This is a genomic window from Phreatobacter stygius (assembly GCF_005144885.1).
Lineage (GTDB): Bacteria > Pseudomonadota > Alphaproteobacteria > Rhizobiales > Phreatobacteraceae > Phreatobacter > Phreatobacter stygius.
In genome coordinates this window covers 6728474-6745631 of the sequence record NZ_CP039690.1, presented here as the reverse complement: position 1 = coordinate 6745631, position 17158 = coordinate 6728474, and the positions used below count along the sequence as shown (strand labels likewise).

The 17158-nt window shown below is 67.9% G+C and carries 7 protein-coding genes; all 7 read left to right on the top strand.

The window, feature by feature from the left end:
* Positions 1 to 446: 446 nt before the first annotated feature.
* The 7 genes from E8M01_RS31840 (at position 447) to asnB (ending at position 17157) form a co-directional block, all read left to right on the top strand.
* A complete protein-coding gene (locus E8M01_RS31840; protein WP_170182160.1) occupies positions 447 to 8483 on the top strand; it encodes an MBG domain-containing protein in 8037 nt (2678 codons plus the stop codon).
* Between the two features lie 2 nt (positions 8484 to 8485).
* On the top strand, positions 8486 to 10273 hold the full coding sequence (locus E8M01_RS31835) for a ShlB/FhaC/HecB family hemolysin secretion/activation protein (protein WP_246088876.1): 1788 nt from the start codon (positions 8486 to 8488) through the stop codon (positions 10271 to 10273).
* A gap of 62 nt (positions 10274 to 10335) precedes the next feature.
* On the top strand, positions 10336 to 10938 hold the full coding sequence (locus E8M01_RS31830; protein WP_246088507.1) for an invasion associated locus B family protein: 603 nt from the start codon (positions 10336 to 10338) through the stop codon (positions 10936 to 10938).
* Positions 10939 to 11650: 712 nt separating this feature from the next.
* A complete protein-coding gene (locus tag E8M01_RS31825; RefSeq protein WP_136963835.1) occupies positions 11651 to 12451 on the top strand; it encodes a LuxR C-terminal-related transcriptional regulator in 801 nt (266 codons plus the stop codon).
* A 41-nt stretch (positions 12452 to 12492) separates the two neighbouring features.
* A complete protein-coding gene (locus tag E8M01_RS31820) occupies positions 12493 to 13908 on the top strand; it encodes a glycosyltransferase family 4 protein (protein WP_246088506.1) in 1416 nt (471 codons plus the stop codon).
* Positions 13905 to 15158 carry an O-antigen ligase family protein gene (locus tag E8M01_RS31815; RefSeq protein ID WP_136963834.1) on the top strand — a complete coding sequence of 418 codons (1254 nt, stop codon included), beginning with the start codon at positions 13905 to 13907 and terminating at the stop codon, positions 15156 to 15158. The genes E8M01_RS31820 and E8M01_RS31815 overlap by 4 nt, the downstream gene beginning before the upstream one ends.
* A gap of 4 nt (positions 15159 to 15162) precedes the next feature.
* A complete protein-coding gene (asnB, locus tag E8M01_RS31810; RefSeq protein WP_136963833.1) occupies positions 15163 to 17157 on the top strand; it encodes an asparagine synthase (glutamine-hydrolyzing) in 1995 nt (664 codons plus the stop codon).
* Position 17158 lies beyond the last annotated feature (1 nt).

Genomic DNA, 17158 nt, shown 5'->3' with positions numbered 1-17158 from the left:
ATTTTGACCGGCCCGACTCGCTCGAACAGATCATGAACAGTCCCTATCTGTTCTTTATGTGTTCCGCAAGCGTTGATATTTCGTGAAGTATTGGGCCTGCGCGATTGATATGTGCTGGCGGCCCGGAGCGGCCCCGATCGCCGGCGACCAGTATCGCCTGGCGGACTTTGGCATCCGACCTCTTGCCCTGGGATACCGGTTCCGCTCGACCGCCGGCCGGACGGTCCGCGCCGGTTCGCGCAACTCAATGAAGTCGCGAGAGATTTTCCCTGGCCCGTGCGCTGGTTGAGAAGACAACCGCCGGACGGCGGTGTCATGTCCTCGGTCAATCCGGGCGCAAGGCCCGCAAGACAGAGGCGAGGCGGTCGGCGATGAGCCAGCGGCTTGATGGGACCGGGCGCGACCTCGCGCCGCCGGCAGGTTTTTCTATTGCCCGGACAGAGCCGATGGAACTGGTCTCGGACAGCCGCAAATGGCTGCGCCATTCGGTTTCCGTTGCAGCCCTCTGCGCTGCCATGATGCCGCTGGCCGGCGGTTCGGGGCATGGCCAGACCTTGCCGACCGGCGGCAGGGTTGCCACGGGATCGGCAACGATCGGTCCGGCGGGCGCCGGCGCCCTGACCATCAACCAGACGTCGCAGCGCGCGGTCATCAACTGGAACGCGTTCTCGGTCGGCCAGGGCGGAACGGTGTCGTTCCAGCAGCCGAACAGCTCGTCGGCGACATTGAACCGGGTCACCGGCGCGACCTCGTCGACGATTGCCGGTCAGGTCCGGGCGAACGGGCAGGTCTATCTGGTCAATCCCAACGGCATCCAGATCACGCGGACCGGCTCGGTCGACACGGCGGGCTTCACGGCCTCGACGCTCGATACCACCAATGACGACTTCATGGCGGGCCGCCAGCGCTATGCCGGCAATGGCCGTTCCGCCGAGGTCACCAACCAGGGCCGGATTCGCGTTCGAGGCGGCGGCGACGCCGTGCTGATCGGCGGGCGCGTGACCAATGAGGGTTCGATCAGCGCCCATGGCGGACGGGTTGGCCTCGGTTCCGGCGAACGGGTGTCGGTCGATGTCGAGGGCGACGGCTTCCTGACGGTCTCGGTGCCGACAAACGACCCGGACCGTGCCCGGGCCCTGATCCGGCAGGTCGGCCGGATCAATGCCAGCGGCGGCCGGGTCGAGGTGCGCGCGGCGACCAGCGCGGATGTCGCCCGTGCGGCGATCCAGCTCGGCGGCTCGATCGAGGCCAGCGGCGTGGCGCAAACCGGTTCCGGCGTGAGATTTGGCGGCCCTGCCGCCGCCCCGGCGCCGGACCGGCCGAGCCAGGCGGCGCGCCGCGCATCGACCGGCGCCGACCGGCGATCGGTCGAACGGCCGGCGGCCACCCGGCCGGCGAGCGCACGTCCGGCCGGCAGCGTCGTGGTCGATGGCGGCGCCGGCGGACGGGTGTCGGTCACCGGCCGTGTCAACGTGGCGAGCCCAAACCAGTCCGGCGGGGCGATCACCGTCACCGGCCGGGCGATCGATCTTTCCGGCGCGCGGCTCGATGCCTCCGGCGCGACCGGCGGCGGCCGGGTTCGAATCGGCGGCGATTACCAGGGCAGCGGCCCGCTTCAGCGGGCCGAGACCGTCTCGGTGGATGCGGCCACGGTGATCCGCGCCGATGCCACGGCACGCGGCGACGGCGGCCGGGTGATCATCTGGTCGGACCAGCAGACGCGTTTTGCCGGCACGATTTCCGCGCAGGGCGGCGGGCAGGGCGGTGATGGCGGCTTTGCCGAGGTGTCCGGCAAGGCGACGCTGTCGTTCACCGGCAGCGCCGACCTGCGCGCGGCGGACGGTCGCTTCGGCACGCTGCTGCTCGACCCCTATAACGTCACGATCTCCAACGATCCGGATTCGAACCAGTCCGGCTTCACCGCCACCGGCGACAACAGCGTCATCAATGCCGGGACGCTGCAGAACCAGCTGGCCTTATCCAATGTCACCATCTCGACGGGCTCGGGCGGGTCGCAGGCCGGTGACATCACGGTTGCCGCCCCGCTCGTCTGGTCGTCGGGATCGGTCTTGACGCTGAGCGCCTATCACTCGATCGCGGTCAACGCGAACCTGTTCATCACCGGCGCGGGCGGCCTTGCCTTCAACACCAACCAGGGCGGCTCGGGCGGCACGCTGTCCTTCGCCTTCGGCGCCGGGACGAACTATATCGGTACGCCGCATACCGGCCAGACGCTGTCGATCAACGGGCAGAGCTACACGCTCATCTATGACGTCAGCGAGCTGCAGGCGATCAATTCCAACCTGAGCGGCCGCTACGCGCTGGCCCGGCCGATCGACGGCGGACCGACGGCGAGCTGGAATGGCGGCCTCGGCATGGTCGCCCTCGGCATGGACAGCAATTCGAACATCCAGAACGGCGGCAACGGCTTCACCGGCACGTTCGAAGGGCTCGGCAATGTCATCTACAACCTGAATGTCCGGCAGATCCCGACCAATTATGTCGGCATGTTCGGTTATGTCGGCACGACAGGTGTCATCAGCAATGTCGGCCTGCGCAATGTCACCATCAGCGGGCAGGAAAACACGGGCGCCATCGCCGGCCTCAACCGCGGCACGATCACGCGGGCCTGGGCCGATGGCAAGGTCGACGGAACGTTCAACACCGGCGGCCTCGTCGGCTACAATGCCGGCACGATCAGCCAGTCGTTCTCCAATGCGGGCGTCACTGCGCGGGACCGCAACAATATCGGCGGCCTCGTCGGCCGGAACGAGGGTGCGCTCAGCCAGGTCTATGCGACGGGCGCGGTGATCGGCGGCGAGGTCATCGGCGGCCTCGTCGGTTTCAACGCCGCCACAGCCACGATCAACCAGGCCTTTGCCACAGGTGCCGTCGGCTCCACCCCCAGCGCGACCGCGCTCGGCGGCCTGATCGGCTCCAATGCCAGCCCGACGGTCACCAACGCCTTCTTCGTCACCGAGACGACCGGCCGCGGCGCGGCGGTCGGGATAGGGACCGCCATCGCCGCGCCGGGGCTCTCGCTTGCGCAATTCCTGACCGGCGGGCCGCGAACCGGTTTTGCCGGCGGGGCCGGCGGCATCATGCCCTATCTGGCAAACTTCTATCCCAACGGCGCCGAGATGATCTCCGGCACCGCCTACAAGGATCTCGGCCTCACCCCGCTGGTTTCCGGCATCCCGCAACCCATCTATGCGAACAACCACGGTTATGTCGCGACCGTCATCGAGGGCATCGAATATGGCCGGGTGACGACGGGTGCCAACGGCTATTATGCGACGCTGCTGCCGGTCGGGACGCTGGCATCGGGCGCACGTGTCCTCACCTTCACCAATCTCGACCTCAGCGCCAACACATCGGGCGCGAAAAACGCGGCGACGCTCGCCGTCGCGACCGGGGCCGGCCTGATGACCGGTCTCAACATCTATGGCTCGATCCTGACCGCGCAGACCTCGGCGACGCTGTTGTCGCAGGTCGGCACGATCGATGCGAGCGGGGCCGCCGGGACGAGCCCGACGGCGCTTGCCGCGCTCGCCGGCACGACCGGCCGCGGCTATCTCGCCACTGGCGCGAGCTTCACCATCGACGTGGCGCAGACCCTGAACGGGCAGCAATTGTTCGTGAAGACCCAGAACGGCGCGCCGCTCACCGTCGCGGCGACCATCGACCTCAGGAACAATAGCGCGCTCGCGCTCTATTCCGGCGGCGCGCTGGCGATCAACGCCAATGTCACGACGTATGGCGCCGGTTCGGTGTCCATGTCGAACGGCGCGGGCAGCGATTACAGCTTCGGCAATAGCGCGAGCATGTCGTTCTACAATGCTGCCGGCGGCGCCTTCATCCCGCCCCCCGGTTTCGGCGCCATCTACGATCAGATCACGGGGCAATACCTCACGATCAACGGCGCGAAATATTACATTGCCTATTCGCGGTTCCAGCTTGACGAGATCGACGGCCAATATGCCCATGACGGCGCCGCCATCGCGGCTTATGGCACCGGCCTCGGCGGCAATTTCGCGCTCGCCTACAATCTGGATCTGACCAGCGCCACTTACAGCCGGACGCTGGTGGGGCGCGACGCCGGAACGGCCTTCTCAGGCAAGTTCACCGGTCTCGGCCACACGATCCGCAATTTCAGCATGTCGGTGGCCGGCAATAATGTCGGGCTGTTCGGCTATGTCGACGGCGGCACGATCCGCGACATCGGCATCGTCAACGGCGCTGTGGCGGGCGGGGCCTTTACCGGCGGGCTGATCGGTTACATGGCCAATGGCGCGGTGCTGAACACCTATTCCTACGCCAATGTGACGGGAGTCGACTCTGTCGGAGGGCTGGTCGGCTTCGCCGCCGGCGCGAGCACGATCGCCAGGTCCACCGCGCGCGGTTCGGTTGCGGGTGCCTCGATGCTTGGCGGCCTTGCCGGTTATAGCGAGGGCAGCATCAGCGACAGCTACGCCACAGGCACGGTGACCGCGAATGGCACCGCACAGTTTTCCTTTGTCGGAGGCCTGGTCGGGCGGTCGCTCGGCCAGATTAGCCGTTCCTTCGCCACCGGCACGGCGTCGGGCGTCGACTTTGTCGGCGGCCTCGTCGGTATGTCGTTCGGGACGATCAGCCAGAGCTATGCCACAGGCGGCGTTCGCGGAGTGGCTGATGTGGGAGGGCTTGTCGGCGCCAACGCCGGTGCGGTGTCGGAGGCCTTCGCGACCGGCGCGGTGATCGGACAATCGACGGTCGGCGGGTTGATCGGGTTGCAGTCCCTTGGATCGGTCACGGCTTCGTTTTTTGACACGGGGACGACGGGCCAAACCGCCGCGGCGGGCCAGGTTGATGGCGGAACGGTCGGGGCGGCCGGGTTGACGACGGCGCAGATCCAGACCGGCGGTCTCGCCGCGTTCGGCTTCGATCCGGCCGTCTGGGGCGGCGCGGCCGGTGGGCTCTATCCCTATCTCAAGAGCTTCTACGGCAGCGGCGTCCAGGCGATCTCGGGCACCGCCTATCGGAGCGATGGAACGACCGGTTTCGGTTCCGACGCCAACGGCTTCGTCAGCGTCGCGCTGGCGAGCGGCGGCGGCCTGAGCGGAACTGCGACGACCGGGGCCAATGGCTACTATTACATTCTGCTGCCGGCCAACGGGCTATCCGGCAATGCCGTCGTCTCCATGACGGCGAATGCCGCAACCGGCGCGCAGAACAGCGCAACGGTGAAAATGGGCATCAGCGGCACGACCGCCGGCGTCAATCTGCAGAATGGCTGGCGCATCGTCGGCGCCGACGCGTCGATCGGCTCGCTGTCGGCGGTCAACAGCCTCTATACGGCCGCGACCTCGGGGACCCCTGCGGCCGGCATGACGTTCGTCAACCAGCGGATCGATGCGGCCGCCACGGCTTTCGTCGTCGACCAGGCAGTGTCGCTCACGGGAACGCTGGCCCTGACATCCGATGGCACCGTCACACAGACGACGGCCATCGCCGCGAGCAATCTGCAGCTCGGCGGGGCCGGCACGTTCACGCTGGTCCATGCCGCAAACCAGGTCGGTACGCTGGCGGGCGATGTCGGCAAGCTGACCTTCGCCAATAGCGGCAACCTGACGATCGGCAGGATCGCCAGCGCCGGTTTCATCACCGCCGGCATCAGCGCGGACGATACGGTGTCGGTGACGGCGGGCGGCGCAATCACGATTGCGGCGGATGCCACGGTTTCGGGCGCCTCGCCCGTGCTGGCCGCCGGGACCACTTTCACCAACCTGCGCGGCTCGGATGCCGTGTCGGCCACCTCGGGCCGCTGGCTGATCTATTCCAGCGCGCCGTCGGGCAACACGTTCGGCGGGCTCGACAGCGGCCAGACCGCCATCTTCAACCAGACGCCGGCAACCCTTGCCCCCGGCAGTGTCGGCCAGTCCGGCAACCGCTACATCTTCGCTCATCAGCCGACCCTGACCTTCACCTCGATCGACAGCACCAAGGCTTATGGCGACGATGGCGCGGCGGCGCTGGCCAGCCGCTATGTGGTGACCGGCATCGATCCGGGCGTCAGCGGCGCCTATCTCGCCGATAGCGCGGCGACCGTTTTCGCCGGCGCGCCGGTTCTCACCTCGGCCGGCACCGGGGCGTCGGTCGGCGCCGGCGGGGGCTACGCCATCTCGATCACACAGGGCACGCTGACGTCGACGGCGGGTTATGCGATCAGCCTCAGCAGCCTCGGCACGCTGACGGTCACCCAGCGCGCCATCACCGTGACGGCGGATGGCAAGAGCCGCATCTATGGCGATGCCAATCCAGCGCTGACCTATGCCCTCACCAGCGGCAGCCTGGTGAACGGCGATACGCTGACGGGTGGGCTCGAGACCGGCGCCCTCAACACCAGCGGCGTCGGCTCCTACCTGATCACGCAGGGGTCGCTCGGCAATGCCAATTATGCCATCACCTATGTCGGCGCCAATCTCGACATAACGCCGCGCGCGATCACGGTCGCGGCGGAAGCCAGGAACCGCGTCTATGGCGATGCCAATCCGGCGCTGACCTACGCCGCATCAGGATTGCTGTTCGGCGACACGCTGACCGGGTCGCTCGTGACGGGTGCGACGCAAACCTCCGGCGTGGGTATCTACGGGATCACCCAGGGGACGCTGGGCAACACCAATTACAGCATCACCTATGCCAGCGCCGACCTGACCATCACGCCGCGTGCGATCGCGGTCACCGCCGATGCGGTCGGCCGTGTCTATGGCGACGCCAATCCGGCGCTGACCTATGCGGCGCCAGGTCTCTTGTTCGGCGATACCCTGAGCGGCGCGCTGGCGACCGGTGCGACGGCGGCATCCGGGGTCGGTACCTATGCGATCACGCAAGGGTCGCTCGCCAATCCGAACTATACGATCACGGCCTTTACCGGAGCCAGCCTCACCGTCACCCAACGTGCGGTGACGGTGACCGCCGATGCGGCCAACCGTGTCTACGGCGATGCCAATCCCGCCTTCGGCTACCAGGTGACGTCAGGCAGCCTCGTCAATGGCGACACCCTTGGCGGCGCCTTGACCTCCAGCGCGACCGCCAGCTCCAGCGTCGGCAGCTATGGCATCACGCAGGGAACGCTGGCGAACGGCAATTACGCGATCACCTATGTCGGCGCCAGCCTGGCGGTCATGCAGCGGGCCATCACCGTGGCTGCCGATGCCACGAGCCGCGTCTATGGCGACGCCAATCCGGCGCTGACCTATCAGGCGACGGGCCTGCTGTTCGGCGACAGCCTGACGGGCGCACTGGCGACCGGCGCGACCGCGACCTCGGGCGTCGGCAGCTACGCCATCACGCGGAGCACGCTGGCCAACGTCAATTATGCGATCAGCTATTCCGGCGCCAATCTGACGGTCACGCCGCGGGCGCTCACGGTCGCGGCCGACGCCAAGAGCCGCATCTATGGCGATGCCAATCCGGCGCTGACCTATACTGCGGCGGGGCTCCTGTTCGGCGATACGCTGGCCGGCGGGCTCGCCACCGGCGCGACGGCGACATCGGGCGTCGGCGGCCATGCCATCACGCAGGGCACGCTGGCCAACGCCAATTACGCGATCAGCTATGCCGGCGCCGATCTGACGATCACGCCGCGGGCCATCACGGTGACCGCCAATGCCGCGAGCCGGATCTATGGCGACGCCAATCCGGCGCTGACCTATGCGGCGACGGGGCTGCTGTTCGGCGATACGCTCGCCGGGTCGCTCGCCACCGGGGCGACGGGCGCCTCCGGCGTCGGTGCCTATGCGATTACGCAAGGGTCGCTCGGCAACGCCAATTATGCCGTCACCTATGCCGACGCGAACCTGACGGTCACGGCGCGACCGATCACCATCACGGCGCATGACCTCAGCCGGATCTATGGCGATGCCAATCCGAGCCTGACCTTTACCGTGGGCGGTTCCGGCCTGGGCAACGGCGATGTCCTGGCCGGGGCCCTGACGACCGCCGCCGGAGCCGGCTCCAACGTCGGCGGCTACGCCATCGGCCAGGGCACGGTGAGCGCCAATTACACGGTCACCAGCTTCACCGGCGCCACGCTGACGGTGACGGCACGGCCGGTGACCATCACCGCCGTCGATATGGCCAAGAGTTTCGGCCAGGCGGATCCGGCACTGGCCTATCTCGTCGGTGGCATGGGCCTGGTCGACGGCGATCAGCCGACCGGCAGCCTGACACGCGAAGCGGGCGAGAGCATCGGCTCCTATGCGATCCTCGCCGGCTCGCTCGCCTTGTCCTCGAACTATCAGGTGAATTTCATCCAGGGGCGCTTCACGGTCATGCCGACCCCCGCACCGGTGGCGATCGGTCAGCTCGCGACGCTGTCCGCGCCGCCGCCTTCGCCTGTTGGCGCCGGGGGCGATGCGGTGCTGGCCGGGCTGACGGCCGCCGGTCCGGAGGGCGGGGTCAATTGCCGGCCGCAGCCGGCGGGAGGCCTGACCTGTCCTTGATCATGTCTTTGGAAATGGCGCGCGTACGAACGTCCAGGCTTTCATCGGCACGGCGGCTGGCGGTGCGCACGGGTGGTGTGCTCCTCGCCGTCGCGATCGGGGCTGGAATGTCCGTGCCCGGCTTCGCGCAAGCGCCGTCGCCGAGCCAGGTCACGCCGCGCAGCCTTGCGCCCGATATCCAGCGCAGCCCCACCGGCGTGGTGTTGCCGGAGGTGCCGGCCGGCCAGGTGCCGCCGGGCGCCGCCGGCGTGACGCTACGGGTCGGCGCCGTCGTCGTCGAAGGCGGCGATCCGGGCCTTGCGCCCGACACCGCCGCCATCACGGCGACGCTCCGGGGGCGTACGGTCTCGATCGCCGCGGTCTATGCCGCGGCAGCGGCGATCGAGCAGCTCTATGCCAGCCGCGGCTACTTCCTGACCCGGGTGGTCATTCCGCCCCAGGACGCGCGCCATGGCGGCACGCTGCGCCTCAGGGTGGTGGAAGGTTTTGTCGAGGCGATCGACAGCTCCCGGCTGTCCTCGCGCGTCCGTGGCCGGGTCGACACGATCACCGCCGGGCTCGTCGGCGTGCGCCGCCTGACGCTTGCCGTCTTCGAGCGCAAGCTGCTGCTCGCCGGCGACACGCCGGGCCTGGCGCTGCGCTCGCGGCTCGAACCGGGTTCGGCCACCGGCGCGGTGAAGCTGGTTCTGGATGGCGAGCACCGGCCGCTCGGGGCCGATCTGAGCATCGACAATTCGCTGCCGAAGTCGCTCGGAACGACATCGGCGACGCTGTCCGCCGCCTTTCAGTCCGCCGCCGGCATGGGCGAACTCGCCTATATCACCGCTTCGGGGTCGCCATCGAACGGCTGGCTCGCGTCCGAAGGGCCACGGCGCCTGGTGGCGGCCGGCATCATCCTGCCGCTTGGCGCGGATGGCCTGACGTTCAACGCCGAGGCGACCCTGTCCGATACCCATCCGCGCAACGGCCCCGGTGTGCTTCAAACCGAAAGCACGCTGCGCCGCCTGGCTTTTCGGCTGGCCTATCCGCTGATCCGCAGCCGCACGACGAGCCTGACCCTGCGCGCCGCCCTGGAGGTGACCGACGAGCAGCAGCGCGCGCCGCTGTTCGACATCGCGCTCTATGACGATCGTCTGCGCCCGATCCGCATCGGCGCCGATCTCGTCCATGTCGTCGCGTCGACCGGAACCAGCCTCGGCCTCGGCTTCGATTTCTCGCAAGGGTTCCACTGGCTCGGCAGCCGCGGCCGCGCCGATGCGACGCTTGACCGGCCGATCTCCCGCGCGCTTGGCAACGACGTCTTCAGCAAGCTGGAATTCCGCGCCAGGCTGACCCAGGCGCTGGCCTGGAATTTCGCGCTGGAGCTCAGCGGCCGCGCGCAATATGCGCTGACCGGGCCGCTGCTCAACAGCGAGCGGTTCACGCTCGGCGGGCCGCGCAGTCTCAGCGCTTTGGATTCCGGCCTGCTTGCCGGCGACAGCGGCTGGCTCATCCGGGCCGAATTGCAATATTCCGCCTTGATCCCGCCCGGACCGGCCGGGCAGGGCGCCATGGTGCCCTATCTGTTCGTCGCGCGCGGCCAGGCGGTCAACCTCAGGCCGACGATCGTCGAACGCCGAACCGTCGGCGCCACCAATGTCGGCGCCGGCGTGCGCGCCACGGTGGTGCCGAACGGCCAGCCCCTGGCCCCGCGCGCGATCGATCTCGGGCTCGAGGGCGCGCGCCAGATCGGCGACGGCCCCGGCCATGACGGCTGGCGGGTCAACGCCAATGCATCCGTGAAGTTTTGACCAAGGCGGGACCCGCGTTCGCCCTCCGGCGCGCGCGGCCCCGGATATGAAAGATGGTAGCCATGACAATTTCCCTGCCGTTCCGCAGGTCCCGCGGCCTTCTGCCGGCCGCGGCCGCGCTGGTGATGCTGGCGACGCCCGCCTTCGCGCAAACGCCCCGGCCCGACGCCGCGCCGCGGCCGCCGGCGGCTGCCGCCGCCGTAGCCGCCCAGGCGCCGTCATTGCCGGGCGGAGCAACGTCGCTCCAGGAGAGCCATGGCGACTGGGTCGTCGGCTGTGCCGTCCAGGGCAATGCCAAACGGTGCGGGCTCAGCCAGGAGCAGACCAATCAGCAGACGCGCCAGCGCGTCCTGGCCATGGAAATGACGCCGGCCGGCGATCGCATCGAAGGCTTGTTGCTGCTGCCTTTCGGGCTGGTGCTGGACCAGGGCGTGGTTCTGCAGATCGACGACCTGCCCCAGGGCCAGCCGCTGCGTTTTCGCACCTGCCTGCCTTCCGGCTGCCTGGTTCCGGTCAGTTTCGACGCGCGCCAGGCCGTGGCGCTCAGGGCCGGTACGGCCTTGAAGGCGCGGGTTCTGCCCGAAGGCGGCCAGCCGAGCGTGTTGACGATTTCACTGAAGGGCCTGGGCCCGGCACTGGATCGTACCGCCGCGCTCGTGCGATGAGCCGGTCCGTGGTCGATCTGCGACCGCCGGCATGAAGGACGCGCCGGCGCGCGATCGATGATCCGGGGCGGAGCGGCGCGGACGCTGCGGGGAAGGTCCGCCAGCTATGGACCAAGGTCCATACGCCCGAGCCTTAAGTCTCGCCTGCCTCCGGCCTCAAGGTCTCGAAACAGGGGGCGACCAAAGTCCCGGCTTTTGATTGACCTTTCGATCTATCAACGCCGGCTTGCCTGAGTGATGGTTACGTAACGATACGGGGGGCGTCGGACCGGGTTCGGCTGCGTTGATCCGGAGCTCCTCAAGTTTCGTAAGACTTGCACAGTTGGCATCCCATTCGCCTTTCCCCGATGCTGCCTTAGCAAAGCCAAGCCGCCAGCCAGGATCTGGCTATGCGGTCTGGTGCCGGCGTCTCATGTTTCCGCTTTCGCATGTCGACGGCACCTAAAACCATCTGCCTCGGGTCAGACATCGGGGCGGGGGGCAATTTGTCGCCGAACCGGCGAAGCGGTGCCTGTCTTGCGGACGGCCGCTTGATCCCGAGCGGCCTCGTCCGGTCGGGCGTTCGGGACGGCGCCAAAAAGGCCGCCCGGTCTGCGCATGATCGATTTACGGTGAGCAAGGAGGTGCCCTGCGCGGTCTATCTCTCTCTCGGTCGTCCCGCGAGACAGCCAGAATAAAGCGAGTTCATTCGCCCAGCCACCAGGGTGTGATTATGCGTACAATTTCCACGACGCTTGTAGAAGTGAACCCGATATTTCGGGAGGGGGTTGGTAAAATACTAGATGGGACAATGTTCAGGGTCGTTGCGAGCGTCGCAAAGGCAGACGAGTTGAAGCCGACGGCGTCTTCCGAACTGCGGGCGATGCTTGTCATACTGGGCGCGTCCGACGATATTGGCGTGACCGAGCAAAACATCCGGGCCCTGCGCCAGCGGTTCACCGAAGCGCGCATTGTCGTGCTGGCCGACCGATACAATTGCGACGAGCTGGTCGAAGTGTTTCGGCTATCGGTGAACGGCTACCTGGCCAAATCGATCAGCGGTGCGGCGCTCATCAAGTCGCTGGAACTGGTCATGCTCGGTGAAAACATCTTCCCCTCGGCGATTCTCATGCGGATCATCGACATGCAGGCACCGGTGTCCGATGCCGGACGGGACGACGACGTCCTGGAGGACACGCCGATCGAGCAGTCGCCATGCCTGCTTTCGGCTCGCGAGGCGCAGATATCGCGATGCCTCATCAGCGGCCAGTCCAACAAGGTGATCGCCCGCAACTTCAACATCACCGAAGCCACGGTGAAGGTCCATATCAAGGCTGTCTTGCGCAAGATCGGGGTGCGAAACCGGACCCAGGCGGCGGTCTGGGCCATCAATCACCTCGCGCATCCCGATATCCGCCTGGAGATCAATGGCGAGGCGTCCAATCCGACCCTGCCGCTCCTGTCGTCGCCCGACCCGGCGAACGGGAATGACGGCGTCGCCCACAGGCTCGACCGGCGGCTGTTCGGTATCTGAGGACGGTCGGGCCGGATGCCCGACTGCCCCGGCGTTTCGAAATGCCCCCCACCGTCATTCGAACGAATGAGGACAGAGCCGGCATCGCTTCATACCGTGATGGCTGGTCATGCGCGGGCGATGGATCGACGACAAGCCGGCGAGAGCCGGCAGCCGCGCGATCCGGCCCGGCGCTCGCTCCCCCGGGGCCATTCCCGGCGGGGCCCGGTGCCTGTCGGGAGGCGCAACAAATGCTGCCGCATCTGCTCTGCGTGGGGGGAGAAGACCACGCGCTCAGAATTCCGTTTCTCGGCGAGTTGCGCGATCGCGGCTTCCACGTGTCAGCGGCGTCGAGCGGCGACGGGACTGCCTTTTCAAGTGCCGGCCTCGCCCACCGAACCTATCATTTCGACCGGTTCGACAGCCGCGGCGCCGATCTGGCGGCCATCGGCCAGCTCGCCCGTGTGATTGCCGAGGTCAAGCCGGATATCGTCCAGAGCTTCGACACCAAGCCGAACCTCCTGGCGCCGTTCGCGGTGCGCGGCGCCGTGCCGGTGGTGCGCACCATCAACGGAATGGGCTGGGTGTTCTCCTCGAATGGCCTGCGGGCGCGGGCTCTCAGGCCGGCCTATTGCGCGCTCCAATGGGGGGCATCCCACTGGACCGCGTCAACGGTCTTCCAGAACACGGAGGACAAGGCCTATTTCGAACGCTACCGCCTTCTCGGAAACAGTCGCGCTCATCTCATCCGCAGTTCGGGCATCGACATCGACGCCTTTGAGAGGGTGCGTGCCCGCGGCCCGTCACCGGCGGCGCTGCGCCAGCAACTTGGCCTCGGCGACGCCCCGATCGTCATGACAGTCAGCCGGTTGACGCGGGAGAAGGGGATTCCCACCCTGCTGGAGGCGGTTTCGCTGGTCAGGCAGGTGCGGCCCGAGGCCCGTTTCCTGCTCGTCGGCCCGCGGCAAAGCGAAGGCCCGTTCGCGATCGACCAGGCCGCCATCGATCGCCTGGCGCCTCAGGTCGTCGTGCTCGGCGCGCGGTCCGACGTGCCGGCTCTGCTCGACATGGCCGACCTGTTCGTCCTGCCGACGGAATATCGGGAGGGCATTCCGCGCGTCCTCCTGGAGGCCGGGCTTGCCGGGCTCCCCATCGTCGCGACGCAGATGCCCGGCTGCAACGACGTGGTGACCGACGCCTGGAACGGCTATCTCGTGCCGCCCCGCGACCCGCGCGCCCTGGCCGCGCGCATTCTCGACCTGCTGCACGACCGCGGTGGCGCCCGGGCGATGGGCCGCCGCTCGGTCGCACTGGTGCGGCGCGAGTTCAGGCTCGGCGTCGTCGTCGAGCAATATAGCGATCTCTACCGGCAGATTCTGGGCGAGCGCTTCCAGCCGACTCAGGCGGAGCCGTCATCCCGGCCGGCGCTGGCTGGCGATGGTGGGGCGCACCGTCGACCGAGCGGAGAACCGGAATGATCCGCAACGCGATCCTGGCCGCCGGAGTGGTGCTGTCGTCGGCGTCGCAGCTGAGGATCCCCGGCGTGCCGGTCGGAGCTGGCGAGATTTGTCTGGCGTTGTGGATCGGCCTCTCGATCTCGCGCATCTTCATCTGGGGCCGCGTCGCGGCAAACCAATCGCTGCGCCGGCTGGGCATGTTCTGGATGCTCTTCGCGCTCGCCCTGAGCATTGGTGCGGTCGTCAGCTTTCTCACCGACAGGGAAATCGACTTCAGCACCGTGACGCATGATGCGACCGCCTATCTGCTCATGGCGATGCTGACCTGCCTCGCCACCGCCGAGCCGGATGGCGATGCGCGCCTGCGGCAGATTGCCTGGCTGCTGATCGCTTTCGCGAATGCGGGCCTGGCGTTCCAGGTTGCCGTGGGCTGGGGGATGCTCGGTTCGGGGACGCTGAGCCCCTGGTACTGGGATCGCTTCCGTGGCTGGTCGGAGAACCCGAACCAGACCGCGCTCTATTGCGCGGTGATGGGCCCCGTCGCCATCCACCTGGGAATGACCGCCGACAAGGCGATCGGCCGGATCGCCGGTTTCGCCGGCGCCGTCATGCCGCTCGTCGTCGGCCGCCTGACCAAGAGCGACACCTTCCTGCTGGCCATGCTGTGCTCCGGTGCGCTGCTGGTTGGCCTGCAGGTCCGCACCTGGATGGCGGCGTCATCGCGCAGCCTGCGTTACGCGGCAGCCATCTTCATCGTCCTGGCAGCACCTCTCTCAGCGATCGCGCTGCTGCCCTACGCGGTCGCCGTGGCCGACGAGGTCGAAAGCTTCGCCCTGAGCCTGACCAAGGACAAGGGCGGGGATGCGACCATGCAGACAGCCAATCTGCGATTGGATGTCTGGCAGGGCGCGCTGCGGAGGGGGCTGGAAACCGGCTCGCTCGGCCTTGGACCGGGCCCCCATCTCGATCGTCCGAACATACCGAACATGCAGTCCCTTCCGATGCCCTTCGAGGCGCATAACACGCTCCTCGACCTGTACATCCAAGGGGGGCTGATCGCGGTTGTCGCCTTCGGTTGGCTCATCGTCGGCACGCTCATCCTGGTCCTGCGTGCGCGGCTCGATGCATTGGCGGCGGTGATCGGCGTTCTCGCGCTGTTCGGCATCAGCCACTTCATCTTTCGCCATCCGATCTTCTGGTTCGCCATCGCCCTTTGTGTGGCCGAGGGATGCGCGCGAGCGCCGATGGTGCGTGCGCGTTACGGGAGGTGATGGAATGTGCGGAATCGCTGGAATCGTTCTCGCCGCCAACGCCTCCGAGGCGCTCAGCCTGGATGCGATCGGGCCGATGATGGCTTTGCTCCGCCATCGCGGGCCGGATGGCGACGGGATCTGGAGCGACAGCGACGCCGGCATCGCGCTGGGCCACCGGCGTCTTGCCATCGTCGACCTGTCGGACGCCGGGCGCCAGCCCATGCGGTCCGCCAATGGCCGGCTGATCATCACATTCAACGGCGAGGTCTATAATTTCGGCGCGCTGCGCCGGGAGCTGGAAAGCCTCGGCCATGGTTTTCGCGGCGGCAGCGATACCGAGGTGATGCTGGCCGCGATCGAATGCTGGGGCCTGGAGCCGGCGCTCCAGCGGTTCTCGGGCATGTTCGCCTTCGCTCTCTGGGATCGCGCGGCGCGCGTCCTCCACCTGGCCCGCGACAGGATCGGCAAGAAGCCGCTTTATGTGGCGCGCCTGCCGGGAGCCCTGGTGTTCGCCTCCGAGCTGAAAGCCCTGCGTACCTTGCCGCATTTCCGGCCGGAGATCGACCGGCGAGCGGTCGCCGCCATGCTGGCCCGCGGCTGCGTTCCTGATGACCTGTGCATCTGGAACGACGTGTTCAAGCTGCCGCCCGGGGCGATGCTGTCGTTGAGCGCCGCCGATATCGCCGGGCCGGCCGACACGGCGTCGCTGAAGGCGCGGATCAGCCGATGGTGGTCCCTGGCCGCCGTGGCCGAGCGGGGCAGGCGGGATCCCTGCGCCCTCGACGATGGCGACATGGTTGCCGAACTGGACGGCTTGCTCCGGCTCGCCGTGGGCGAGCGGATGGTCGCGGACGTTCCCCTTGGTGCCTTCCTGTCCGGCGGCATCGACAGCTCCACCGTCGTCGCGCTCATGCAGGCGCAGGCGAACCGGCCGGTCAGAACCTTCACGATCGCCTTCGGGGAGCGCGGCTATGACGAGTCGGTGGATGCCGGCCGGATCGCCCGCCACCTGGGGACCGATCATACCGAGCTGCGCCTGTCGCCCGCCGAGGCCCGGACCGTCATTCCCGAGTTGCCGCGGATCTGGGACGAGCCGTTCGCCGACGAGTCGCAGATTCCGACATTGCTGGTCTCGCGGCTGGCCCGCACCGACGTGACCGTGGCCCTGTCGGGCGACGGCGGCGACGAGTGTTTCGCCGGTTACTCGCGCCATTTCCTCGCCGCGCGGCTGGCACCCCTCCTGAGGGGGCCTTCGCGCATGCGTCGGACGGCGGCCGCGGCGCTCGACCATATGGCCGGCGGCACCAGCGCGTGGATCGTCGACAAGCTGCCGCTGCCGAACGCGCTGCGGCGCGCCATTGGCGGCGACCGCCTGCGCCGCCTGGCCGAGCTGCTGGCGGCTGACGACACCCGGGACATGTACCGGCGGCTGACGCGGCTCTCCAGCCTTTGCCTGGCACGGGATGCCGGACCTGCCGAAGCCGATGCTCCGCCGCTCGACGACCTGGTGTCCGAACTGATCTTCCGGGACATGGCGGGCTATCTGCCGGACGACATTCTCGTCAAGCTCGACCGGGCCAGCATGGCGACAAGTCTCGAGGCGCGCTGCCCGCTCCTCGATCATCGCATCATCGAGTTCGCCTGGCGCCTGCCGACCGCTGCCAAGGTGCGCCACGGCCAAGGCAAGTGGATCCTCCGCCAGGTGCTGGCCCGCTATGTTCCCCGGGCGCTCTTCGAGCGGCCCAAACAGGGCTTCGACGTGCCGGTCGGCGCATGGCTGAAGGGGCCCTTGCGCGCCTGGGCCGAGGACCTTCTGACGGCGGCGCGGCTCAGGCGTCACGATCTCCTCGAACCGGTGGCCGTCCGATCCTGCTGGCAGGAGCATCTGAGCGGCAGGCGCGACCATTCGCGCGTGCTTTGGGCGGTGCTGATGCTCGAGGCCTGGCTCGACGAAAGCACCGCGCCCGGTGCCGCCGGGCCGATCAATCAACTCGAACCCATCCTGCAAGGGAGCTGAT